Here is a 23,603-nt window from a genome sequence, read left to right as displayed (position 1 = left end):
TATATAATAATTAAAATAAAGTATAACATTTTTAAGTAAGGTGGTGAGTCAAATCGAACTGAACAATCGTCAGGAAACAATCCTTCAAATCGTTAAGAACGAAGGTCCTATAACTGGTGAAAATATTGCAGAGAAACTTAGCTTAACAAGGGCTACACTTCGACCTGACCTTGCGATATTAACGATGGCGGGTTATCTCGATGCAAGACCCAGGGTTGGATACTTTTACACTGGTAAGACTGGTTCTCAGTTACTTACCGAAAAAATAAAGAAAATCAAGGTTGATGATTATAAATCGATTCCGGTTGTTGTACAGGAAAATACGAGTGTATACGATGCGATTTGCTCTATGTTTCTAGAAGATGTCGGAACATTATTCGTTGTAAATAAAAAGGCTCACCTCGTAGGCGTTCTTTCAAGAAAAGATTTGCTTAGAGCTGCACTAGGGAAGCAGGATCTACAGAGTATTCCTGTTACAATAATAATGACGAGGATGCCGAATATCACAGTTTGTCTTCAAGATGATATGCTTATTGAAGTAGCGAATCGATTGATCGAAAAACAAATTGATGCGTTACCGATCGTAAAAGAAGATGCTGAAGGGATGGAGGTTATCGGGCGGATAACCAAAACCAATATTACGAAGGCTCTTGTCGACTTAGCTAAGAATGAAATTATTTAATGTAGGAGGTACATATGACGAATACAACAAATCGCGCAGTCGTATATGTCATTTCTGACTCCGTAGGTGAAACTGCTGAGTTAGTGGTGAAGGCTGCAACAAGCCAATTTGATCCAACTGACTTCGATGTCAGAAGGGTCCCATATGTAGAAGACACTGCTACGATTCAAGAAGTAATGACACTAGCAAAAGAAATGAATGCAATCGTTGCCTTTACTCTTGTTGTACCAGAACTTAGGGAGTTTCTATTGAATGTGGCATCTAAAGAACAAGTTCAAGTCGTTGATATCATAGGACCAATGATCGATCATATCCAAAAAGCAATCGGCAAAGAGCCTCGAAATGAACCAGGTCTTGTACATAAGCTTGATGAAGATTACTTTCGAAGAGTAGAGGCTATCGAGTTTGCCGTTAAATACGATGACGGAAGAGATCCAAGAGGTATCGGTCTAGCTGATATCGTTCTTGTTGGGGTATCTAGAACTTCGAAGACGCCATTGTCTCAGTATTTAGCTCATAAGAGGTTGAAAGTTGCTAATGTACCGATCGTGCCCGAAGTTGAGCCTCCAGAAGAATTATTCAAGGTCAATGAAGGGAAGTGCTACGCGCTCAAAATTAGCCCTGAAAAATTAAACGACATACGTAAAGAACGATTGAAAGCGTTAGGACTAAATGCTGAAGCAAGCTACGCAAATATGTCCCGCATTAAGGAAGAGCTAGAGTATTTCGACAAAATTATTCATAAAATGAACTGTCAGGTAATCGATGTATCCAATCGAGCTGTTGAGGAAACAGCAAATTTAATTTTAAGCCTATATAGGGGAAAACATTCTTCTTAACATAATTTTCAGAGCATACTACCAAAAAAATAGACTTGGTAGTATGTTTTTTGTTGCAAATATCTGTTCAATTTAATTAATTTAGTATATAATCAAATATTGTCAATAAAATTTGTCTATAATCATAATAATAACTTTATCGATCACTTAATAAATGCAGAAGTAGTTAAAATTCTGAAAGTTAAAACATAAATGCTAAAAGAAGGATAACTCAGGGAGATGTAGAATAGAGAATTATGACGAAAAAGAAACTGACGCTTTTTGTCGATGCAGACGCCTGTCCCGTTCCGATAAAAGAAGAAATCATGTCTTTTCAACCAGCATTGGTAAATACTGAGATTGTATTTGTTGCTTCATACGCTCATATGAGCTCAACATTCCAAAGCGCTAAGTGGGTTATGGTAGACTCAGAAAAAGAAGAGGCAGATCTTTATATTCATCGCCACGTGACAAAAGGAGATATTGCCATCACACAGGACTATGGACTGGCAAGCCTTTTATTACCAAAAGGTGTTTTTATTCTATCTCCTAGAGGGAAAAAGTACACTGAAGAGAACATTTCCACTCTTCTACATACACGATACCTTGCGTCTAAAAGTAGACGGGCTGGTAAGCATACGAAAGGCCCTAGAAAGTTTACTAACCAAGATCGTGAACATTTTCGTAAAGAATTTATTAAAATTTTGTCGAAATATGAAGGAGATTATTTTTGTTTATCGAATCTATAAAAACCTGTTGGTGATAAATAATGAGTGGCAGAATCCCGGAAGAAAAGATTGAAGCGATTCGCCGTTCCACAGATATTGTGGATGTAGTAAGTGATTACGTCCAGCTTAAGAAGCAAGGAAGAAGCTTTTTTGGACTTTGTCCTTTTCATGGAGAAAGTACACCTTCTTTTTCAGTAGCACCTGATAAACAAATCTATCATTGCTTCGGATGTGGAACTGGCGGCAATGCATTTTCATTCTTAATGGAAATTGAAGGGTATAATTTTATAGAAGCTGTTCAAACACTTGGACAAAGAGCGGGTATCGAACTACCCGAAATCGACAATGATCAGCAATCAAGCTCGAAAGCTTCATCTGATAAAGATGTCATGCTTAAAGCACACGATTTTCTTGGTAAATTATATAATTATTGCATGGTTAAGACGCCTGAAGGGAAACAGGCAAAAGAGTACCTTGAGAAGCGTGGATTCACTGAAGAAATGATTGAGAAATTTCAGCTTGGCTTTGCACCTGACTCATGGGACTACGCTACAAATTATTTAACCAAACGAAATTACCCTCTATCAAAAGTTGCTGATGCAGGTCTCCTCTCAAGACGAGAGTTTGATGGAAAGTATTTTGATCGTTTTCGAAATCGAATCATGTTTCCAATTTGGGATACGAAGGGGAAAACAGTTGCTTTCGGTGGAAGAATAGTTGGAAGCGGAGAACCTAAGTATCTTAATAGTCCAGAAACTGCCCTTTTTCAAAAGGGGAAAATGCTTTACGGTTTCCACTTATCAAGGTCGGCTATTCGCATGAAAGATCAGGCGATCCTTCTTGAAGGATATGTAGACGTGATTAGCGCTTACGGTAATGGGGTAGAAAACGTTGTAGCGAGTTTAGGAACTGCCTTAACAAAAGAACAAGCACGGTTGATTCGTAGACAAACCGATTCAGCGATCATTTGCTACGATTCAGATAAAGCTGGTATTAATGCAGCATTACGAGCAGCTGAAGAGCTTCAGGAAGCAGGTTGTTATGTAAGGATTGCTAAGATGCCGGATGGACTTGATCCCGATGACTATATCCAAAAATACGGTGCAGATCGTTTTGAAAAGGATGTAATAGGGGCAGCGCCAACTGTAATGGCTTTTAAAATGGAGTTTTTCAGAACAGGAAAAAACCTATCAGATGAAGGAGAACGAATCCGCTATATAGAAGAAGTACTCAGAGAAATAAGCGGACTGACAAAAGCTGTTGAACGTGATCACTATCTTAGACAGCTGTCACAAGAATTCTCCATTTCACTTGATGCGTTGAAGCAGCAAGCATCCCAATTTTATAAGGAGAGGAAGAATAAGAAGGATAAAGCCACTCCTAAAAGGGATAATAATGCTAGGAAAAATTTCTATGTGAAGAAAAAACTTCTGCCCGCGTTTCATAATGCTGAGCGTATCCTTCTTGCTTACATGATGCGTGATCTTGATGTCGCGGAAAAAGTTCAAGAAGAAGTTGGCGGTTCGTTTAATATTGATGAGCATAGTGCGATTGCAGCGTATTTATACAGCTTCTATGCTGCTGGCCATGAGGCAGATATCAGTCACTTTATGGAACAGCTTACTGACTCTAACCTTGTTAAAATCGCTTCTGAGCTAGCTATGATGGATTTGAATAACGACGTGTCGGACAAAGAGTTACAAGATTACATCCGACAGGTGTTAATTTATCCAGAATGGATAAAGATAGAAGAGAAAGAAAAAGAGAAGAAAGAAGCTGAATCAAAACAAGATTTTGTACAGGCAGCAAAAATCGCTATGGAAATTCTTGAGATGAAAAAGAACCTTAAAAATTCATCTTAAGCTTACGAATAATACTTGATGTGTCGAGATGTATGGAAGGAGGGGATCGAATGGCTGAGAAACCTACACGCCAACCGGCGGAAGGTGAATTAACCATCGATCAAGTAAAAGAGCAGTTAGTAGAGCTTGGTAAGAAGACAAGCTTGATTACTTACTCTACGATCGTTGAGCGGTTATCGCCGTTTGAGCAAGATTCAGACCAAATGGATGAATTTTTTGAATATCTAGAGGAACAGGGTGTTGAAGTTATCGAAGATAATACAGACAACCCTTCTCCACAAGAAGTTCAAAAAGAAGAAGAATTTGATTTAAACGACCTGAGTGTACCACCGGGTGTGAAAATAAATGACCCAGTACGCATGTACCTTAAGGAAATCGGTCGTGTAGATTTGCTTTCAGCTGATGAGGAGATCAATCTCGCTCAGCGTATAGAAGAAGGCGACGAAGAAGCGAAACGCCGTCTTGCTGAAGCAAACCTTCGACTCGTTGTAAGTATTGCCAAACGTTATGTTGGTAGAGGTATGCTTTTCCTTGATCTCATTCAAGAAGGAAACATGGGATTGATCAAAGCTGTTGAAAAGTTTGATTATCGTAAAGGGTACAAGTTTAGTACGTATGCAACTTGGTGGATCAGACAAGCGATCACTCGTGCGATTGCCGATCAGGCGAGAACAATACGAATTCCAGTGCATATGGTTGAGACGATAAACAAACTTATTAGAGTGCAACGTCAGCTTCTCCAGGATCTTGGTCGAGAGCCATCTCCTGAAGAAATCGGTAAAGAAATGGAGCTTTCTCCGGACAAAGTTCGTGAAATCCTAAAGATTGCACAAGAGCCAGTCTCCCTCGAAACACCGATTGGTGAAGAGGACGATTCTCATCTTGGTGATTTCATCGAAGATCAGGATGCGTTAGCACCTTCAGATGCTGCAGCTTATGAGCTTCTAAAAGAACAGCTTGAAGATGTCCTAGATACTCTTACTGACCGTGAAGAGAACGTGCTTCGACTTCGTTTTGGATTAGATGACGGCCGAACAAGAACCCTTGAAGAAGTGGGACGCGTGTTCGGAGTTACACGTGAACGAATCCGTCAAATTGAAGCGAAAGCTCTCCGTAAACTTCGTCACCCAAGCAGAAGTAAGCGTCTAAAAGACTTCCTAGAATAGAATAGTGTGTAAAACTCTCTGTCAGATGATAATCGGGCAGGGAGTTTTTTGTTTTCGTTAAATTTGTAACCCCTATTATAAGATACATTTCTTGTCATTTATTTTACTGATTTTTCTTTCGATTTGCAAATCCACAATTGACAATATTTATCCTAAAACGCCCTCTACCATAGATAAACAAAAAGAATTGACGAAAAATTACCTTAATAAAATTATTTTTATTTTCTAAAATGTTGAAAAAATGAATCTTAAACGAGATAATAAAATGAAAGCGTATACAAAAAGCGCATAAAACAGGAGGTTCTTGAGAATGCATTTCGACTTAACAGAAGAACAAAAAATGATTCAAAAAATGATTCGTGAATTTGCAGATGAAGTAGTAGCTCCAGATGCAGAGAAGCGAGACAAAGAAAAAAAGTTTCCGGTGGAGATTTTTAAACAGCTAGGAGATTTAGGCATCATGGGGTTACCATTCCCTGAAGAGTACGGTGGTGGAGGAGCTGACACGATAAGTTTTGCGATCGTGGTTGAAGAGTTAAGCCGTGCGTGTGGTTCAACGGGTATTACGTATTCAGCACATGTATCTCTTGGTGGAGCTCCATTAAATCTCTTTGGTACTGAAGAACAAAAGCAAAAGTATTTAGCTCCTATTTGCTCTGGTGAATCTCTAGGTGCATTTGGTTTAACTGAGCCAAACGCTGGGTCTGATGCTGGAGGTACAGAAACAGAAGCACACCTTGAGAACGGTGAATGGGTAATCAATGGAAGCAAATGCTATATCACGAATGCAACTTATGCAAATCACCTTGCGTTGACAGCAATTACTGATAGAAAAGATGGTCAGAAAGAAATTAGTGCGATCATTTCTCCGACAGACGCAAATGGCTTCAAAGTAATTGATAATTACGAGAAGTTAGGTCTTCATTCTTCGAATACAACTGAATTAGTTATGGAAGATGTGAGGGTTCCTGAAGAGAATCTTCTAGGAAAGCGCGGAGACGGCTTTAGGCAGTTTTTAATCACTTTAGATGGTGGACGTATCGGAATTGGTGCGATGGCTGTAGGAATCGCTCAAGCGGCTTATGAGAAGGCGTTACAGTATGCAAACGAAAGGAAACAATTTGGACGTCCGATTTCGAAGTTCCAGGCTATTCAATTTAAGCTTGCTGATATGGCAATGAAGATTGAACTTGCTAGAAACATGGTATACAAGGCTGCATGGTTAAAGGATCAAGGCAAGCGTTTTACGAAAGAAGCTTCTATTTGCAAGCTTTATGCATCTGAAATTTGTATGGAAGTTTGTAATCAAGCTGTTCAAATCCACGGAGGAAATGGGTACATGCGAGATTACCACGTTGAAAGATATTTCAGAGATGCTAAGCTACTAGAAATTGGTGAAGGAACTTCTGAGATTCAACGTACAATTATTGCTCGAGAAATTGGCTGTTAAACTGATCGAGCGCTCGGTTAGAATAAACGATAGGAGTGAGCTTATGTCGGAATTGCTTCACGAAACTATTGGTTCCATGCTTGAACGCCAAGTTGAACGTTTTTACAGTAGGGAAGCTGTGGTTTATTCGAAAGAGGAAGTACGCTATACGTTTAGAGAATTTAATGAGGAAGTTGACCGAACTGCAAAAGCCCTTATGAACCTTGGAGTAGAGAAGGGTGAGCATGTGGCAGTTTGGGCGACCAACGTTCCTGAGTGGCTTTTACTCCAATTTGCTACTGCCAAGATTGGCGCAGTACTCGTAACAGTCAATACAAACTACCAAAGTACCGAGTTAGAGTATGTTTTAAAACAATCAGATGCAACACGATTATTCCTGATCGACGGGTTTAAAGGAACATCTTATCCTGAAGCATTACTAAGTCTTTTAAAGGTTAGCGATAAGGTCGTGAACGGTAGTTGTGCGATTTCTGCCTTGCCACATTTAAACGACGTTATTTTTATAGGTTCAGACAATCGAGAAGAATTTAAATCGTGGCAGTCCTTCATAGGTGGACATGTGAATATTAACGATGATGAATTTTCAAGTCGTAAAGAGAGTCTTGATCCTCATGATGTGATAAACATGCAATACACTTCAGGTACAACAGGCTTTCCGAAAGGTGTTATGCTAACTCACGCGAATATCCTGAACAATGGATATCATATTGGGCAATGTATGGAGCTTTCAGAGAAAGATCGTTTGTGTATTCCGGTTCCATTCTTTCATTGCTTTGGCTGCGTGCTTGGTACATTAGCAGCATTTTCTTCTGGAGCTTCAATCTTCCCTATCGTTGAATTTGATCCAGAAGTAGTTCTTAAAACTGTGGAGAAAGAAAAGTGTACCGCTCTCCACGGCGTACCGACGATGTTTATTTCTGAATTAAACCACCCAACTTTTGAGATGTTTAATTTAGAAACATTAAGAACAGGTATTATGGCAGGAAGTCCATGTCCGATCGAAGTAATGAAGAAGGTCATGGATCGAATGAACATGACTGAGATTACTATTGCCTACGGGCAGACTGAATCATCACCGGTTATTACTCAGACAAGAACGAATGATCCAGTAGAGTATCGTGTGAATTCAGTTGGTAAAGCTCTTCCTGAAGTTGAGGTCAAGATTGTAGATCCGGTTTCCGGTGATGATGCTGGATTAAATGTTACTGGGGAACTATGTACCAGAGGGTATCATGTAATGAAAGGCTATTATAAAATGCCTGATGCCACACGCGATGCAATCGATGACGAAGGCTGGTTACATACTGGGGATTTAGCTGAAATGGATGAAGAGGGGTATGTGAAGATTACTGGACGCTTAAAAGATATGATTATCCGAGGCGGAGAGAACGTTTATCCTCGGGAGATTGAAGAGTTTCTTTATACTCATCCAGCAATCCTAGATGTTCAAGTAATCGGAATTCCAGATGAAAAATATGGAGAAAAGGTAGTTGCCTGTGTGCAGAAAAAAGAAGGTCACGAGGTAACTGAGGCTGATATTCTGAAGTACTGTCAGAACAAAATAGCGAGGTACAAAATACCTGCTCATATATTCTTCATCGATCACTATCCGATGACAGCATCTGGAAAAATACAAAAATATCGCCTTCGAGAAACGGCTGTAGAATGGGCGCAACAGAATTCTCAAGTTTAATCGAATGAATGCACCGGCTCAACCGCTGGTGCATTTTGTTTTATGAAGAATATTTGCTATGATAGTACAAGGTTGAACAAAAGTTGACAAATATGTGATTTGCCCTGGTTTCCCTTTTCATTCATAGCGTTTTCAAGTAAAATATATAATGATTTGTTTACTCTTACATATTTGGGGAAAACTACATCAGCGAATCGGTACAAGGAGGAAAAAAAATGAAAAAGAATCCGCTTATTCCATTTGCATGGACAGCAGTCATCGGATTTATTCTCATTATTGGCGTTTCTTTTTGGGCAATGCAACAGGGTGGCGAAGAAGAAGCTTCTGGAGGAAATGAAGAACAGAAAGCCGAAGCTGCAGCTCCTGAAGAGATTTATTCCCAGAACTGTGCATCATGTCACGGAGGAGACCTTGGAGGTCAAGTCGGCCCAGCTTTGAACGCAGCTGGTAGCAAATATTCCAAAGATGAGATCTTAGACATTATTAATAATGGTAAAGGGTCTGGAATGCCTGCCGGTCTAATTCAAGGTGAAGAAGCAGAAGCTGTAGCCAAATGGCTAGCTGAGAAGAAATAAGATGAGTTTAGAAGCTTTCTGTGCAAACAGAAGGCTTTTCTATTTGATCGCAACAAACGGTTCTTTATGAAAGTCCGATCAACTAACCGAAAGCGTTAACGGGTATCCTATTAAATGAAAATCTAATAAGTAGTGGTGACATAATGAACGATAAACTATTGTCAGACCGATTAAAAATGGTGGCTAGTTTTGTACCTGCTAATAGTTCAGTTGCAGATATTGGCTCAGATCATGCGTATTTACCGTGCTATTTAATGAATAAACAAAGAATTTCTTATGCAATCGCAGGAGAAGTGAATGAAGGACCTTTTCAATCTGCCATTAACCAGGTAAATAGGAGTGGGTTTTCAGATAAGATTTCAGTAAGAAAAGGGAATGGTTTACAAGTTATAAAGCCAGGGGAAGTAGATGTTATTACGATAGCAGGTATGGGTGGACAACTCATTCGTAACATACTTCTCGAGGGGATCGATAAGTTAGATGGGGTTTCACGTCTAATTCTGCAACCAAATGTAGCTGCTCACCTTTTAAGACAAAGCCTTTCTGAATTAAACTGGGAGTTAGTCGATGAAAGGATCCTTGAAGAGGATAAGAAAATTTATGAAGTACTTGTGTTTGATGTTGGGAATGGAAGTAACCCATATCGTTCGTTAAGTGAACGAGATCAAGCAAAAGCGATCTTATTTGGACCAAAGCTTGCCAGTGAAAAAAATGAAGCATTTATTAAAAAATGGAAGCACGAACTCGAAAAAAGAGTGCGAATTCTTCGTTCGATGGAGAACGCCGAAGTGCCATCAGAAAAAGAAGCGAGTGTTAAGACTGAAATTGATTTAATTAAGGAGGTCATATCTTGAGTAAGCAAGCTTCAGGACAAGCGATCATTCAAGAATTCGAATCTTGGTCAAAAAAGAAGTATGCAGAAGATGGTGATCCGATAGGTCTGCAGGTTGGGAGTCTCAACAAAAAAATAAGCAAAGTAATGACGACGTTAGATGTCTTGCCTACAGTGGTTGATGAAGCTATTCGTGAAGAAGTAGATTTGATCATTGCCCATCATCCTATTCTGTATAAACCCTTAAAGAAAATTAATTTAGACACGGAACAGGGCAAGATGGTTGAACAATTGATCAAGCATGATATTACGGTGTACGCTGCTCATACAAACTTGGATGTTGCACCAGGTGGTGTAAACGATATGTTAGCAGAAGCACTCGGCTTATCGAATACAGAAGTACTCGTGAAAACACATGAAGAGCCTTATAAGAAGATCGCAGTATTTGTTCCATCCACGCATGAATCTGAAGTGCGAGAAGCTCTTGGTAAAGCTGGGGCTGGTTTTATAGGTGGCTATAGTGATTGTACATTTAGCTCAGAAGGTACTGGCAGATTTAAACCGAAGGAAGGCACTAACCCATATTTAGGTGAGCAGGGGAAGGTTGAAGCTGTGAATGAAGTGAAAATAGAGAGTATTTTCCCAGCTGACGATCAGACCAAAATTCTGAGAGCCGTGTTTAAAGCACACCCTTATGAAGAAGTTGCGTATGATATTTATCCATTAGAGAATGAACCGAAACACTACGGACTTGGGCGTATCGGGAAGTTAGAGAACGAGATGACGCTTGAAGAGTTTGCACAGTTCACGAAAGAAAGGCTTGGATCAAAAGGCGTAAGAATCGTAGGAGATCTCTCATCTACTGTGAAGAAGGTTGCTGTTCTAGGTGGAGATGGTAATAAGTTCATCAGTGCAGCGCGATTTAGCGGAGCGGATGTATTTGTATCTGGAGATATCTATTATCATGTAGCCCATGATGCAATGATGGAAGGATTACAAATCATCGATGCCGGTCATAATATCGAGAAGATTATGATCGAAGGAGTAAGAAAGAAACTCCAAACGGTAATGACTGAGAAGAAGTATTCAACTGAAGTGATCGGCTCAACGGTAGACACAGACCCATTTCAATTTAAATAAAAAAAGATTCCGTCGCAAGACGGAATCTTTTTTTTATTTCTTAGCTTTTACTTTTGGAAGAATTTTTGAAGAAGGAACGTTTCGTTCTCTTTCCCAAGTTTCTGGATTATCATGATCAAACTGGTCAAGGAAGCGAATAACTTCTTTTGTTATTGGAGTTGGCGTTGAGGCGCCAGCGGTAACACCCACGGTTTCAACACCTTTGAGCCATTCCAACTCAATTTCGGTTACATCTGCAATACGGTATGCTGGTGTACCAGCAACTTCAATGGACACTTGAGCCAACCGGTTTGAGTTATTACTTTTTGGATCACCAACAACAAGTAGTAGATCTGTGTCTCCTGCTTGTTCAGCTACAGCTTCCTGGCGAACTTGTGTGGCGTTACATATTTCATTATGAATGACTGCATGAGGGTATTTCTCAGTGGCCTTTTCAATAATTTCTTGAACATCCCACTGACTCATTGTCGTTTGATTCGTTATAATAATACGTTCAGAGTCAATGTTGAGTTGTTCCACTTCTTCTGGCTTCTCAACAAGATGTACGATATCAGGAGCGATACCCATAGCACCTTCTGGCTCTGGATGCCCTTTTTTACCTATATAAATGACATGATAGCCTTCAGCTTTCTTCTCACGGATAAGATCGTGTGTAACAGTTACATCAGGGCATGTAGCATCAAGGACAGTTAGTCCTTTTTCTTCAGCAAGGTCTCTGACTTGTGGAGAAACACCATGTGCTGTGAAAATGACGGTTCCTTGATCAACTTTTTCTAGAATTTCCATACGGTTTGGGCCGTCGAGTGTGATGATGCCCTCATCTTCAAATGCATCAGTAACGTGCTTATTATGAACAATCATGCCAAGAATGAAAATTGGCCTTGGTAATGTTTTATCCATTGCTGCGTTGCGGGCGATGACCATAGCATCGACTACTCCATAGCAGTATCCTCTAGGTGAAATTTTCTTTACGTTCATCGAGTACCTCCTCAATCCACATGAATTGTCGTATAACTTATCTTTGATTAATTATAAAGCAGATTGAGGTATATCTCAATGAAATGACGTTAAACGTAGAGTTTTGGTTTGGATTTGCTTGTCTGGTTTATAGCAGGTTTTGGTTTATTCTTTTTCTTAGGTTTTTGTACAGGAACCTTTTTCGCGGTTTCTTTTTTATCTTCGGTCGATTCAGTTGCTTCTTCGCTAACGTCAGTTTCGTCATCTTCTGAACTAGAAGAATTCTTGTATTCTTTAAATAGTGCAATCATCTCGGGCAATTGTTTTACCATTGGTCCATATTGTTGCACCATCGGTTTAATTGTATCTGCAGCTTGCATGACTTTTTGAACATTTTGTACCATGCCCATCATGTCCATGCCGCCCGCGCCCTGTGTACTTCCCTGTATTAAATTCGAAAGCATACCTCCAGCACGTTGTGCTCCACCTAAACCACCGGCTTGCATTCCTTGAAAAGAGCCTGGAGGCATTGGAAGCGATTGAGTTGAAGCTCCGCCTCCGCCCAATAGTTTAGATAGGAGTCCGCCCATTCCGGATGGAGTGGGTGGAGTAACTCCAGGACCGGGTGCTCCGCCGAATCCACCGGAGAATGGAAAGCCCATCCCCGAACCTAAACCACCTGGAGGGGAGGGAGGGAATTGATTCATATGTTGTCCTCCTTTCCATAAGGTGACCATTGTATATTCTTATTAATAATAAGATATGCTGAGAAAAATTGAAGGTGTGGGAACAGGAGATAATGGGCATGACAGAATATAAGGGTCCTTTTCCCTTCTTAGAATGTATGGCGTATTTGCGTAATCTGGTCTATAATACAAGGTGGATTAATGGATGGAGGAAAGATAATGAAACAACATTTCAATAGATTAGAACTTAAACCGTTTTTAATTAAGTCTCTAGAAGAACAAAATTTTAATAGGCCAACAGAGATTCAAGAACGTCTGATCCCTGCAATTCGAAATGGAGAGAGCGCCATAGGCCAATCTCAAACCGGATCTGGAAAGACGCTTGCTTTCTTGTTGCCAATTATTCATAGGATAGATCAAACAAAGAGTGAGTGTCAGGCTGTGATTACCGCTCCGACTCGTGAGCTCGCAAATCAAATTTACGATGAAGCGGTGAAACTCGTAGCTCATCTTCCTGAAGAGGAAGCAATATCCATCAAACAAGCAGTTGGTGGTACAGACCGCAAACGAATGATCACTAAAATGAAAAATACACCCCACATTGTTATCGGAACGCCAGGCAGAATTAAAGACCTTGTTGAAGAACAAGCATTGAATGTTTATACGGCATCGATGCTAGTAGTAGACGAAGCAGATCAAATGCTCGATATGGGCTTTATCGAAGACGTTGACTTTATTGCAGCTAGAATGGCACAAAAGTTACAGATGCTAGTATTCTCGGCTACAGTTCCACAGAGCCTTCAGCCTTTCTTGAAGAAATATATGAACAATCCAAAGTTTGTTCAAGTTAACGCTGAGAAAGTAACAGCTGATAAAGTTGAAAACATTTTCGTACCTGCAAAATATCGCGAAAAGAACGACGTCCTTCTTAACGTTACGAAGGCGATCAATCCTTATCTTGCGCTAGTATTTACGAATACAAAACAAACAGCTGACGAAGTTGCTGATTTCCTTATCGAAAGTGGCTATAATGTTGAGCGACTTCATGGAGATGTACAACCTCGTGCACGTAAGCAAATCATGAAAAAAATTCAGCGTGCAGAATGTCAGTACGTTGTTGCAACAGACTTAGCTTCAAGAGGAATCGATATTAAGGGTGTATCTCATGTTATTAACTTTGAACTCCCGAAGGATTTGGATTTCTATATTCACAGAGTGGGTAGAACCGCAAGAGCTGGTTTAGATGGAATCGCTTATACGTTAGCAGAACCTTCTGATCAACAAGCTATTCAAAAGCTGATTGACAAAGGAATCAGCGTTACCTATAAGGAAGTTAAGAACGGAGAATGGGTTGAATCGAAACCATTAACACCACGAAAGAAGCCGACGTCATCCAAACCTGACGTATTCGTCCCTAAACCTAAAAAGGTTAAGCCAGGCTACAAGAAAAAAATGGAGCGCGAACGCGAGCGTCTTCAGCATAAGCGCGGAAGAAAATAAGACCAAAAGCCCTCTCGCTAAGTAGAGGGCTTTTGTTTGCTTTACCTAATAAAAGTCGCTGTGCTATCATAAAAGTTGTGTTAAGAAAGGATGAAGTTAAATGCTTAAGATTGGATCACACGTCTCCATGAGTGGTGACAAAATGTTATTGGCTGCTAGTGAAGAGGCAGCATCTTACGGAGCGACAACGTTCATGATTTATACTGGTGCTCCACAAAATACACGAAGAAAAGCGATCGAAAGACTTAACATTGAAAAAGGAACTGCACATATGAAAGAGCACGGCATCGATAATATTGTTGTCCATGCTCCTTATATTATCAATATTGGCAACACAACAAAGCCTGAAACATTCCAGTTAGGTGTAGATTTTCTAAGATCAGAGATTGAGCGTACACACGCACTTGGAGCTCGTCAAATTGTGCTCCATCCTGGTGCACATGTTGGTGCAGGAGCAGATAAGGGAATCGAGAAGATTATCGAAGGCCTTAACGAAGTGCTCACTGCAGATCAGGAAGTTCAAATCGCTCTTGAAACGATGGCAGGAAAAGGGTCTGAGTGTGGGAGAACATTCGATGAGCTTGCTAAAATTATCGATGGCGTCACACATAACGATAAGCTTTCTGTATGCTTCGATACGTGCCATACTCACGATGCTGGTTATGACATCGTAAATAATTTCGATGACGTTCTAGATGAGTTTGATAAGATTGTAGGAATTGATCGCCTGAAAGTCTTGCATATTAATGACAGCAAGAATGAGAGAGGCTCTCATAAAGACCGACATGAAAACATTGGATTTGGCCATATTGGCTTTGATGCTTTGAATAAAATCATTCATCATGACCAGCTCAAAGAAGTGCCGAAAATTCTAGAAACACCTTATGTAGGAGAAGATAAGAAAAGTAAAAAGCCTCCGTACAAACTAGAAATCGAAATGCTTCGTGCACAAAAATTCGATGATAACCTTAAAGAGAAACTCTTAGGAAACTAACAATTAAAAAACCGCTAAAAAAGCGGTTTTTTTACTCATTGAGGAACGATTTAATCAGCTTATTCACTTGTGATGCAACCCCAGGGTTCACTTCACGACTGATCTTTATCAATATCCTTTTTCGCTGCTCTTTGTTAGAAATATCGATATTCTCTTGTTTTAATATTTGAACGATTTTTTCTGCATCTGTTCTTGAAAGCGTTAAATTATATTGGCCCGAGAGCTGTAATAATTCATCAGTGGTGATCCTGTTTAGTTTAAAATTAACAAGTTGAAGCTGAATTGGATTCATCACGATTCCTCCTTTGACTATCACATACTATGCGTGTAGTCGTTTGAGGTGTTAACAAAATACAAAGTGTTTCGATTGAATGGTATAATAATGAGTGTGCAATTTAATATAATAGTATCTACATATTTACTTTGCCTAGGAGGGCACAATGCAAAAAAAACAACATCGAAAAGAAAGTAAAACACACCTGATCTATCGGTTGTTAATGATTATGATTGGAGCTTTTCTTGCTGCTGCATCAATCGAATTATTCTTAGTGCCAAATCAATTGATCGATGGTGGGATAATTGGTGTCTCGTTAATCTTAGACCATATCACACCGTTTAATTTCGCTGTATTAGTCATCATACTTAACCTTCCATTTATGTATTATGGGTACAAACAAATAGGAAAGACTTTTGCTTTTTCTACATTGTTCGGCATTATAGGACTAGCAGCCTTTGAGACTCTTCTTCATCACACAGAGCCTTTTACAAATGAGCCTATTTTAGGAACAGTTTTTGGTGGCCTTACGTTAGGTGTAGGGGTTGGTCTTGTTATTCGTCACGGTGGGTCGATGGATGGAACAGAAATATTAGGTATTTTACTAACTAAGAAACTTCCGTTCTCTATTGGAGAATTCGTGATGTTTGTGAATATCTTTATTTTCATTTGGGCTGGTTTTGTTTTCAGTTGGGAAAATGCAATGTATTCGGTTATGGCTTACTATATTGCTTTTAAAACGATCGATACGGTAATCCAGGGACTAGATGAAACAAAAGCTGTTTTAATCGTATCGGACGCTTATGAAGAGATTTCAAATGCCATATTAGATCGATTAGGTAGAGGCACAACAAAGCTCATTGGAAAAGGCGGCTATACGGATGAGGAAAAAGAGGTCATCTATGTTGTTATAACTCGTCTTGAAGTAACAAAATTAAAAGGCGTGATTTATGATATCGATGATCACGCATTCATTACAATTATGAACACCCAAGAAACAAGAGGGGCCAAGTTCAAATCTCCAATTCACTAGACTTCCTTTTGCAGGAAGTCTTTTTTCATCCTTTTTTAATATATCTGGGCAGATAATCATATCCCAAGGCTATAAGCAGTATAGTAGAAATGTTTGAGATTAACGTGATAGGGTATAACCTTAACTGGTGCTCTCCAGAGTCAAATACCAGTTGTAAAGGAGTGCAAGACTATCAATTTTTCTCAACAAAATTCCAAAAAGAAATTATCAGTAATCACTGCAATTGTTCTCACAACCATATTCGCTCTAGTTCTAATTAATAATCATCTATTAAATGAACAAGTTGCTGACGCTAAAACAAAAGTCGGGGTATTAAATAAGAAGACTACATCCCAGGATGAATCAAAGAAAGCTCAAACAGAACTTGTGAAGCTTGAAAAGGAAACAGGTTATTCCTTAGACGCAAGCTCAATAAGTATTGAAGAATGGAAACAGGCGAAAGAATATTCGAAGAACTTCTATGAAGACAGCGAAGGAAGATTTAAAGAAAAGTGGGGATTGTTCTTAGCTTTTCAATCAATGAAGTCTGATATCGATCCTGCGATTGCATACGAGTTGTTAAAGGTAGAAACAGGTAATAAGTTCGATCCGGATTTAACAGGACCTCAAACGAAATACGGACGGGCTTACGGTATGGCGCAGTTCATGAAGAATACAGCTCCTTGGATCGCAGATATGGCAGGTATCGAATACTCAGAAGAAAAACTATTTGATCCTTATTACTCCATGACATTGTCAGTCACGTATTTAGAATACCTTTATCAAAAGTATGATAATTGGGATGAAGCCCTGACGGCTTATAACCGTGGCATTGCTGGTTTGGAGACTTACGTTTTAGAAAAAGGAACACCTAAGAGTGGCTATTCAGAAGAAATACAAGAAAAAGCAAGTCTCCATGAAAGTTAATACCAACGTGGAATAGCACCTGCGTTTCAAGAAATAGTGAAACGTGAAGAAAGACCCGCCTTTTTGGCGGGTTTTTTTGTGAGGGTTATGATTGGAAGGAGAAGATGAGCTTTTCTACTTACTTAATAAAGAATAAGCAGTAGATTATTTAAAACATAGTGCCCCATCATTGTTAATTTCGTTGTTTCCTCGAATCATACTTGTATGATAAAATAACTTTTTTAATAGTTGAATTTTTGTTTCTAAATGATTGATGGTTATTGATTTTTCTCCAAAGGATCATAGTGCATTCAACCTATATGGATAAATTGAAATAATAAAATTTACAAAATCATTCATTAGAGATATACTACTAATGTAAATCGTAATCATTCTTAAATAGATGGCGGGTTTTAATTTATGACAACAAACGCAAACATGATTGACGTGAATAACATTTCCTTCCATTACGGTGATCGTTATGTTCTAGAAGATGTTTCTTTCTCTGTTCCAAAAGGAGCTTTCGTTGGACTTGTCGGTCCTAATGGTTCAGGTAAATCAACCTTAATTAAGATTATCCTTGGTTTGTTGAAACCACAAAAGGGCCAGGTTCAATTACTAGGTAACAAAGTTAATAAATTCCAACAGTGGTGTAAGGTAGGGTATGTGTCCCAAAAAGCAAATAGCTTCAACTCTGGTTTCCCTGCTACGGTTTTTGAAGTAGTGTCTATGGGGCTTACGAGTAAACTTGGGTTGTTTCGATTTATGAATTCAACCCATAAACAAGCGGTAGCGGATGCTCTCGCTCTTGTAGGAATGGAAGAGTATTCTGAGAGCAATATAGGAGAACTTTCAGGAGGGCAGCAGCAAAGAGTCTTTATCGCTAGAGCATTAGTAAGTGATCCGGATTTTCTTATTCTCGATGAACCTACAGTAGGTGTAGATTCTGGATCAACTAGTGAATTCTACAACTTACTTGGAAAGTTGAACAAAGAAAATGGGATAACGCTGCTACTCGTCACACATGACATCGGTACAATTACAGACAAGGTCACTCATGTGGCTTGCTTAAATAGAACATTACATTTTCATGGTGAAACAGAAGAATTTGAACAGTTTAACGAAAGTGATCTATCTGACTTTTATGGACATCATGTACATGTATTAAATCACGACCATGGTCACGGAGGAGTCTAGATGATTGAAGCAATATGGAAATTTGAATTTTTACAAAATGCTTTCTTAGCGGGAATTTTAATAGGGATTATTGCTCCGCTTCTTGGAGTTTTCCTTGTTGTTAGAAGACAAGCGTTGATTGCTGACGCTTTATCTCACATCACCCTTGCGGGGATTGCTGCTAGCCTTCTAATGGGGAAATACGTTACAAGTTGGCAAGCCGTAAATCCGGTCTATATGGGAATGGGTTTCTCAGCAGTTGGCTCTCTATTTATCGAGCAGCTTCGAAAAGTATATAAACATTTCGAGGAACTTGCGATTCCAATCACCCTCTCTGGTGGGATAGGGTTAGGCGTCGTTTTTATTTCTTTAGCGGACGGTTTTAACTCCGATTTATTTAATTATTTATTCGGAAGTGTTATTGCAATCAGTAGAGGAGATCTCTTGGCTGTTTCAGTGATCACATTTGTGGTACTCGTAGTCGTTATCATGCTATACAAAGAATTATTTTTTCTATCATTTGATGAAGAGCATGCCATTGTCTCTGGTATAAGAGGGAAATGGATTCATATCGTGTTTATTCTAATTGTAGCTTTTGTTATCGCTGTATCGATGCAAATCGTCGGTGTCCTTTTGGTTTCAGCATTGATGACCCTTCCGGTTGCAGCAAGTATACGGGTTGCAAAAGGATTCAAACAAACGATCTTTCTTTCCATCATCATCGGGGAGTGCTCAGTGATTGGGGGATTGGTTCTCGCATACTATCTTGATATTGCTCCTGGCGGGACTATTGTCTTGTTATCTGCAATCATCTTAGTACTGATTCTTCTCTTTAAACGCTGGAAACAAGGGAAATCTTAATGCAAAGAGGTGGAAAGATGAATGTATCTATTGCTTTAGAGATTTTGAAGAATGAAGGATTTAAATATACTGAGAAACGAGAGAATTTAGTGGCTTTCTTTGCGGAAGAAAAACGATATCTTCCTGCAAAAGAAGTTCTCACATATATGCAAAAAAGTTATCCAGGGATGAGTGTAGATACAATTTACCGGAACCTTACGCTTTTTAGGGACTTAGGTATTCTTGAAGAAACAGAATGGAATGGTGAAAAGCGCTACAGATTGAGCTGCGCGACTGATGCTCATCACCACCATCTAATCTGCCTTGATTGTGGGAGAACGCGTCAAATAGAAGCTTGTCCAATGGATAATATTCCGGTTTATGATGCAGATTTCGAAGTTGTTGGTCACAAGTTTGAAATTTATGGTAAATGTGGTGCGTGTCAATAATAATAAGCATACAAAAAGCGGAAGGTGCTACCTTCCGCTTTTGTTTTGATTTAGCCATTTTTTGGCGTCGATCCAGTTGTCCATTCGTATGACACCAGAAGGGACTGTTCCTTGGTTATATGGTGTATTGAAGAGAACAACGGGGATATTGCATTCTTCAGCAATCGCACATGCATTATCATGTTTGTCTTCAAAGAAAACGTCCACTTGATGCTCTTTAATGGATTCAATCTTATTGTGTTTGCCGAGTAATTCAATGTGGTGATATGGAACATCGTTAACCGTGAACCATTCCTTAGTTGTTTCAAACAAATGATTGCCTCTCGCACTAATGTAAAAAAGCTCGTACTCATTTTTCCAACCATGTAGAGTAGGGTGAGCATGATCAGCGATATATGCGTTAGAGTAGATGTGTTCTTCGTTCTCTTTTAACCAATTGAAAAAGTCAGTTTTTGACACATTTAATAGTCCTGCAAGGTCATATTGAGTAATATCTTCAAGCACTAATTTTTTGTTAAATGATGAATTTAAATACGGTAAGAATGTTTTTGGGCTAGTTACAGTACCATCAATATCTAACCCGAGTCTTTGTAGTGGCATAAAAAAACTCCTTTTCTTTCGCTCTTCTTTAATCATATCATATTCAGAACTTTTCTTATGGAATTGGCAGTAACTTACTTCTTATGTGCAAATAAGCGATTGATTTTTTGCGAATACTAATCATGCTCCACTACACACAAAAGTGAGGGATGTAAATGACAGAAGACAGAAAAGATGAGGAATTGGATCTTCTCGAAGAAAGAAGAGCCGACATCACATCAGAAGAGGATTTCCTTGAGGAGTCAGCTGCAGAAGTAGCTCCGTCGGGAGTTCTTGATCGTCCTTATTTACAGTCGCCTGAAAATGAACGCCCAACATCTGAGGAGCGGGAAGAGCATTTTGAAGCTAAAAGGCAAGAGCAAGAAAAGACCGGTGTTGGTGTGGGTGTGGCTGCACTAGCACTATCGGTTATCTCTTTGTTCATATTACCCGTCATATTTGGAGCAGCGGGTATCGTGGTAGGTTTTATCGCGAGAAGGAGAGGGCTACAAACTCTAGGAAGCTGGGCTATCGGAGTTGGAGTTGCCTCAATGATTATTTCGCTATTCTTTGCCCCATTCTTTTAGTGAATAAGTGAAAAAAAGCCTGTTCTCCAAATGGAGAACAGGCTCTCTTAATTATTTATTTGCTTCAACTTTCGCTTTTTCTTCTTCCATCTTCTTATAATGTTCTTCTGCAATTTTATCGACTTCTTTTTTCAGCTCATCAACCATAATTTCTTCAGGTACTTTTCGAATAATTTCCCCGTGACGGAATAGTAACCCTTCTCCGCGAGCACCTGCAATTCCGATATCCGCTTCTCGTGCTTCTCCAGGTCCGTTTACCGCACAGCCTAACACAGCGACTTTGATTGGAGCTTTTATTGTGGAGATATACTCTTCCACTTCATTTGCAATACTGATCAAATCAATTTCAATTCTTCCGCAAGTAGGACAAGAAATTAATGTTGCAGCATTGGCAGCGAGGCCGAATGATTTAAGAAGTTCACGTGCAACTTTCACTTCTTCTACAGGATCAGCACTTAGTGAGATACGAGCTGTATTTCCAATTCCCTTAGAAAGAATAACTCCGAGACCTGCGGCACTTTTTACAGTTCCTGCAAAGAGCGTTCCAGATTCAGTAATTCCGAGGTGCAGTGGATAATCAAAAGCTTTCGCAGCTAATTCATATGCTTCTGTTGCAAGGTTTACGTCTGAAGCTTTCATCGATACGATGATATCATAGAAATCAAGATCTTCTAGAATCTTAATATGGTGAAGTGCACTTTCTAACATTCCTTGTGCAGTTGGGTAACCGTATTTCTCAAGAATCTTTCTCTCGAGTGAACCAGCGTTTACGCCGATTCGAATTGGAATCCCTTTTGCTTTCGCAGCTTTAACAACCGCTTCGACTTTCTCTCTTCGCCCAATGTTACCTGGGTTGATGCGGATTTTGTCTGCACCGCCTTCGATAGCTTTAAGTGCAAGCTTATAGTCAAAGTGAATATCAACAACAAGTGGAATGTTGATGCGTTTCTTTATTTCTGGAATCGCATCTGCAGCGCGCTCATCAGGACAAGCTACACGTACAACCTGACATCCAGCTTCTTCCAAACGTTCGATTTCTGCCACAGTAGCTTCAACGTCGTGTGTTTTTGTCGTTGTCATACTTTGAATAACAACTTCATTGTTTCCGCCTATTGTTAAAGGACCTACTTTTACAGGTCTTGTTTTGGTACGGTGAGTAATTTCATTCATGCGAAAATCGCTCCTTTTACATGTAGGATCATACCTCATGATTAGATAGCTAAATTATTTCCCGAATAAGGATTTGGACTCATAAGTAATACTACCTCATTGTAGCAACTTATGAATACGATTGACAAGAAATAATCACTGGCTTTCCACATCCTTGTATGAAGGTACCTTATATTGTTCACCGATTTGGATATGAGTAGGAGAGATACCATTTAATTGTTTGAAGTCATCTACCACTGTATCGATGGAAACGGGAATCGATCCATTTGTCTTTTCTACAATAGAAAGGACGGTATCCCCTGCGTTTACTTTATAGGTGATATACGGCTGTTTTTGATTTGCTGGGTCAGAAACTACTGTGGTAGATGCTGGTTTGTAGGTCGCTAACGTGCCTGTTGTTAAATCGTAGTACGTTGTATGAAGAACCAAAATTATGATAAAAGCAGATAGTAGTTTACGCATTGCAAACCCCCGCTTTCTTAAACTATTTTATTTCTACACTATGCTTGTCCACAAAGGGGTATGACATTGTTTTTCGAATTTTCTTTTCTTTCCAATGCGACTGCAGTAAAATAACATGGAGACAGATCAATCTTTTACCATATAAAGGAGTAATAATATGAAGAAACTCTTACCGTATCTCTTATCATTTTGTTTGATCGTTTTTGCTTTTCCTATATATGCTTTTGCTGATGCTAGTGAAGGAGACGTTATTGTAACCCTCGGTGAAGATTTAACTGAGGAGCAGAAACAGGAGTTATTAAAAGAAATGGAAGCACTAGAGAACGCGATGACTGTTACTGTAACTAACGAGGAGGAGCATAAGTACCTTGGAGATTATATCAGTAAGGCTTTGATTGGGACTCGTGCCCTTTCTTCATCATCCATAACAATCGGAAAGAAAGATCAGGGTCTTAGTGTCGAAACGAATAATATCAATTGGGTTACTGATGAAATGTATACGAACGCTCTGATTACAGCAGGTGTAAAGGATGCTGAAGTTTATATCACTGCGCCTGTTGAAGTTTCAGGAACTGCCGCATTAACTGGTCTGATCAAGGCATATGAAGTAAGTACTGACAAAATAATCCCTGAGGATCAGAAACAAGTCGCGAATGAAGAACTCGTGAAAACCGCTAAGCTCAGTGAGAGTATCGGAGCAGACAAAGCTACAGAACTTATGACAAAAATTAAAGATGAACTATCAACAAACCCACCAGAAACAGAACAAGAACTTAGGGATCTTATTCAACAAACCGCAAATGACTCTGGAATCGAATTAACAAACGAAGAGTTAGATGGACTTGTTGCTTTGTTCGAACGAATGAAGAATCTAGATATTGACTGGGATCAAGTAAGAAGTCAATTAGAAAATGCGAAAGAAAACTTAAATGAATTCTTAAACAAGGAAGAAACAAAGAATTTCATTAGTAAGTTCATTGATTTTGTGAAATCAATTATCGATAGCATTGCAGGTGCTCTTCAATCTTAAAAATGAGAAACTTTTTTGAAGTTCATTCGTATATA

The 23,603-nt window shown here is 39.3% G+C and carries 25 protein-coding genes; 19 read left to right on the top strand and 6 right to left on the bottom strand.

Annotation, left to right across the window (positions count from 1 at the left end; all coding sequences use genetic code 11):
* Positions 1 to 40: 40 nt before the first annotated feature.
* The 10 genes from ccpN to LCM09_RS02135 all read left to right on the top strand — a co-directional run bounded on the left by ccpN (position 41) and on the right by LCM09_RS02135 (position 10,946).
* Positions 41 to 682, top strand: coding sequence for a transcriptional regulator CcpN (gene ccpN, locus LCM09_RS02180; protein WP_318246479.1), 642 nt, complete (start codon positions 41 to 43; stop codon positions 680 to 682).
* 14 nt (positions 683 to 696) lie between these two features.
* Positions 697 to 1,521, top strand: coding sequence for a pyruvate, water dikinase regulatory protein (locus LCM09_RS02175; RefSeq protein ID WP_224878476.1), 825 nt, complete (start codon positions 697 to 699; stop codon positions 1,519 to 1,521).
* 236 nt (positions 1,522 to 1,757) lie between these two features.
* A complete protein-coding gene (locus LCM09_RS02170; RefSeq protein WP_224878475.1) occupies positions 1,758 to 2,249 on the top strand; it encodes a YaiI/YqxD family protein in 492 nt (163 codons plus the stop codon).
* A gap of 20 nt (positions 2,250 to 2,269) precedes the next feature.
* Positions 2,270 to 4,090, top strand: a complete 1,821-nt coding sequence (gene dnaG / locus LCM09_RS02165) for a DNA primase (RefSeq protein ID WP_224878474.1) — start codon at positions 2,270 to 2,272, stop codon at positions 4,088 to 4,090.
* A 50-nt stretch (positions 4,091 to 4,140) separates the two neighbouring features.
* The gene (rpoD, locus tag LCM09_RS02160; protein WP_224878473.1) at positions 4,141 to 5,256 is read left to right on the top strand and encodes an RNA polymerase sigma factor RpoD; all 1,116 of its coding nucleotides are present in this window, start codon (positions 4,141 to 4,143) and stop codon (positions 5,254 to 5,256) included.
* 310 nt (positions 5,257 to 5,566) lie between these two features.
* Positions 5,567 to 6,706, top strand: a complete 1,140-nt coding sequence (locus LCM09_RS02155) for an acyl-CoA dehydrogenase family protein (RefSeq protein WP_224878472.1) — start codon at positions 5,567 to 5,569, stop codon at positions 6,704 to 6,706.
* Between the two features lie 43 nt (positions 6,707 to 6,749).
* Positions 6,750 to 8,399, top strand: a complete 1,650-nt coding sequence (locus LCM09_RS02150; protein WP_224878471.1) for an AMP-binding protein — start codon at positions 6,750 to 6,752, stop codon at positions 8,397 to 8,399.
* A 215-nt stretch (positions 8,400 to 8,614) separates the two neighbouring features.
* Complete coding sequence (cccA, locus tag LCM09_RS02145; protein ID WP_224878470.1) at positions 8,615 to 8,974, top strand: cytochrome c550; 360 nt, start codon at positions 8,615 to 8,617, stop codon at positions 8,972 to 8,974.
* Positions 8,975 to 9,117: 143 nt separating this feature from the next.
* On the top strand, positions 9,118 to 9,828 hold the full coding sequence (locus LCM09_RS02140) for a tRNA (adenine(22)-N(1))-methyltransferase (protein ID WP_224878469.1): 711 nt from the start codon (positions 9,118 to 9,120) through the stop codon (positions 9,826 to 9,828).
* Positions 9,825 to 10,946 carry a Nif3-like dinuclear metal center hexameric protein gene (locus tag LCM09_RS02135; protein ID WP_224878468.1) on the top strand — a complete coding sequence of 374 codons (1,122 nt, stop codon included), beginning with the start codon at positions 9,825 to 9,827 and terminating at the stop codon, positions 10,944 to 10,946. Before LCM09_RS02140 ends, LCM09_RS02135 begins: the two co-directional genes overlap by 4 nt.
* A 33-nt stretch (positions 10,947 to 10,979) precedes the next feature.
* Here LCM09_RS02135 and LCM09_RS02130 read toward each other — a convergent pair whose 3' ends face one another.
* Both LCM09_RS02130 and LCM09_RS02125 read right to left on the bottom strand, forming a co-directional pair.
* Entirely contained in the window at positions 10,980 to 11,924 is a 945-nt protein-coding gene (locus LCM09_RS02130) for a 4-hydroxy-3-methylbut-2-enyl diphosphate reductase (RefSeq protein ID WP_224878467.1), read from the bottom strand.
* A gap of 89 nt (positions 11,925 to 12,013) precedes the next feature.
* A complete protein-coding gene (locus LCM09_RS02125; RefSeq protein WP_224878466.1) occupies positions 12,014 to 12,610 on the bottom strand; it encodes a YqfQ family protein in 597 nt (198 codons plus the stop codon).
* A gap of 198 nt (positions 12,611 to 12,808) precedes the next feature.
* On the opposite strand from LCM09_RS02125, the gene LCM09_RS02120 reads away from it, so the two are divergent.
* Entirely contained in the window at positions 12,809 to 14,089 is a 1,281-nt protein-coding gene (locus LCM09_RS02120) for a DEAD/DEAH box helicase (protein ID WP_224878465.1), read from the top strand.
* 100 nt (positions 14,090 to 14,189) lie between these two features.
* Positions 14,190 to 15,083 carry a deoxyribonuclease IV gene (locus LCM09_RS02115; RefSeq protein ID WP_224878464.1) on the top strand — a complete coding sequence of 298 codons (894 nt, stop codon included), beginning with the start codon at positions 14,190 to 14,192 and terminating at the stop codon, positions 15,081 to 15,083.
* A gap of 31 nt (positions 15,084 to 15,114) precedes the next feature.
* On the opposite strand, the gene LCM09_RS02110 is transcribed toward LCM09_RS02115, so the two are convergent.
* Entirely contained in the window at positions 15,115 to 15,375 is a 261-nt protein-coding gene (locus tag LCM09_RS02110) for a DUF2624 family protein (RefSeq protein WP_224878463.1), read from the bottom strand.
* A gap of 148 nt (positions 15,376 to 15,523) precedes the next feature.
* Between LCM09_RS02110 and LCM09_RS02105 the strand changes: the two genes are divergently transcribed.
* The 5 genes from LCM09_RS02105 (at position 15,524) to LCM09_RS02085 (ending at position 19,740) form a co-directional block, all read left to right on the top strand.
* Positions 15,524 to 16,390 carry a YitT family protein gene (locus tag LCM09_RS02105; protein ID WP_224878462.1) on the top strand — a complete coding sequence of 289 codons (867 nt, stop codon included), beginning with the start codon at positions 15,524 to 15,526 and terminating at the stop codon, positions 16,388 to 16,390.
* A gap of 366 nt (positions 16,391 to 16,756) precedes the next feature.
* Complete coding sequence (locus LCM09_RS02100; protein ID WP_224878461.1) at positions 16,757 to 17,296, top strand: transglycosylase SLT domain-containing protein; 540 nt, start codon at positions 16,757 to 16,759, stop codon at positions 17,294 to 17,296.
* A gap of 417 nt (positions 17,297 to 17,713) precedes the next feature.
* The gene (locus LCM09_RS02095; protein WP_224878460.1) at positions 17,714 to 18,472 is read left to right on the top strand and encodes a metal ABC transporter ATP-binding protein; all 759 of its coding nucleotides are present in this window, start codon (positions 17,714 to 17,716) and stop codon (positions 18,470 to 18,472) included.
* A complete protein-coding gene (locus tag LCM09_RS02090) occupies positions 18,473 to 19,312 on the top strand; it encodes a metal ABC transporter permease (protein WP_224878459.1) in 840 nt (279 codons plus the stop codon).
* Between the two features lie 17 nt (positions 19,313 to 19,329).
* Entirely contained in the window at positions 19,330 to 19,740 is a 411-nt protein-coding gene (locus LCM09_RS02085; RefSeq protein WP_224878458.1) for a Fur family transcriptional regulator, read from the top strand.
* Positions 19,741 to 19,767: 27 nt separating this feature from the next.
* Here LCM09_RS02085 and LCM09_RS02080 read toward each other — a convergent pair whose 3' ends face one another.
* Complete coding sequence (locus LCM09_RS02080; protein WP_224878457.1) at positions 19,768 to 20,340, bottom strand: hypothetical protein; 573 nt, start codon at positions 20,338 to 20,340, stop codon at positions 19,768 to 19,770.
* Positions 20,341 to 20,495: 155 nt separating this feature from the next.
* Here LCM09_RS02080 and LCM09_RS02075 point away from each other — a divergent pair, with 155 nt between their 5' ends.
* Complete coding sequence (locus LCM09_RS02075) at positions 20,496 to 20,906, top strand: DUF308 domain-containing protein (protein WP_224878456.1); 411 nt, start codon at positions 20,496 to 20,498, stop codon at positions 20,904 to 20,906.
* Between the two features lie 51 nt (positions 20,907 to 20,957).
* Here LCM09_RS02075 and ispG read toward each other — a convergent pair whose 3' ends face one another.
* Complete coding sequence (ispG, locus tag LCM09_RS02070; protein WP_224878455.1) at positions 20,958 to 22,076, bottom strand: flavodoxin-dependent (E)-4-hydroxy-3-methylbut-2-enyl-diphosphate synthase; 1,119 nt, start codon at positions 22,074 to 22,076, stop codon at positions 20,958 to 20,960.
* A gap of 135 nt (positions 22,077 to 22,211) precedes the next feature.
* A complete protein-coding gene (locus tag LCM09_RS02065; protein WP_224878454.1) occupies positions 22,212 to 22,538 on the bottom strand; it encodes a LysM peptidoglycan-binding domain-containing protein in 327 nt (108 codons plus the stop codon).
* Between the two features lie 157 nt (positions 22,539 to 22,695).
* On the opposite strand from LCM09_RS02065, the gene LCM09_RS02060 reads away from it, so the two are divergent.
* Positions 22,696 to 23,568: a DUF1002 domain-containing protein gene (locus LCM09_RS02060; RefSeq protein WP_224878453.1), complete on the top strand. Its 873-nt coding sequence runs from the start codon at positions 22,696 to 22,698 to the stop codon at positions 23,566 to 23,568.
* The last annotated feature ends 35 nt before the right edge of the window (positions 23,569 to 23,603 follow it).

The organism is Guptibacillus algicola (assembly GCF_020171805.1).
Lineage (GTDB): Bacteria > Bacillota > Bacilli > Bacillales > Guptibacillaceae > Guptibacillus > Guptibacillus algicola.
The sequence above is the reverse complement of the archived record's forward strand: the minus strand, read 5'-3'. Positions and strand labels throughout refer to the sequence as shown.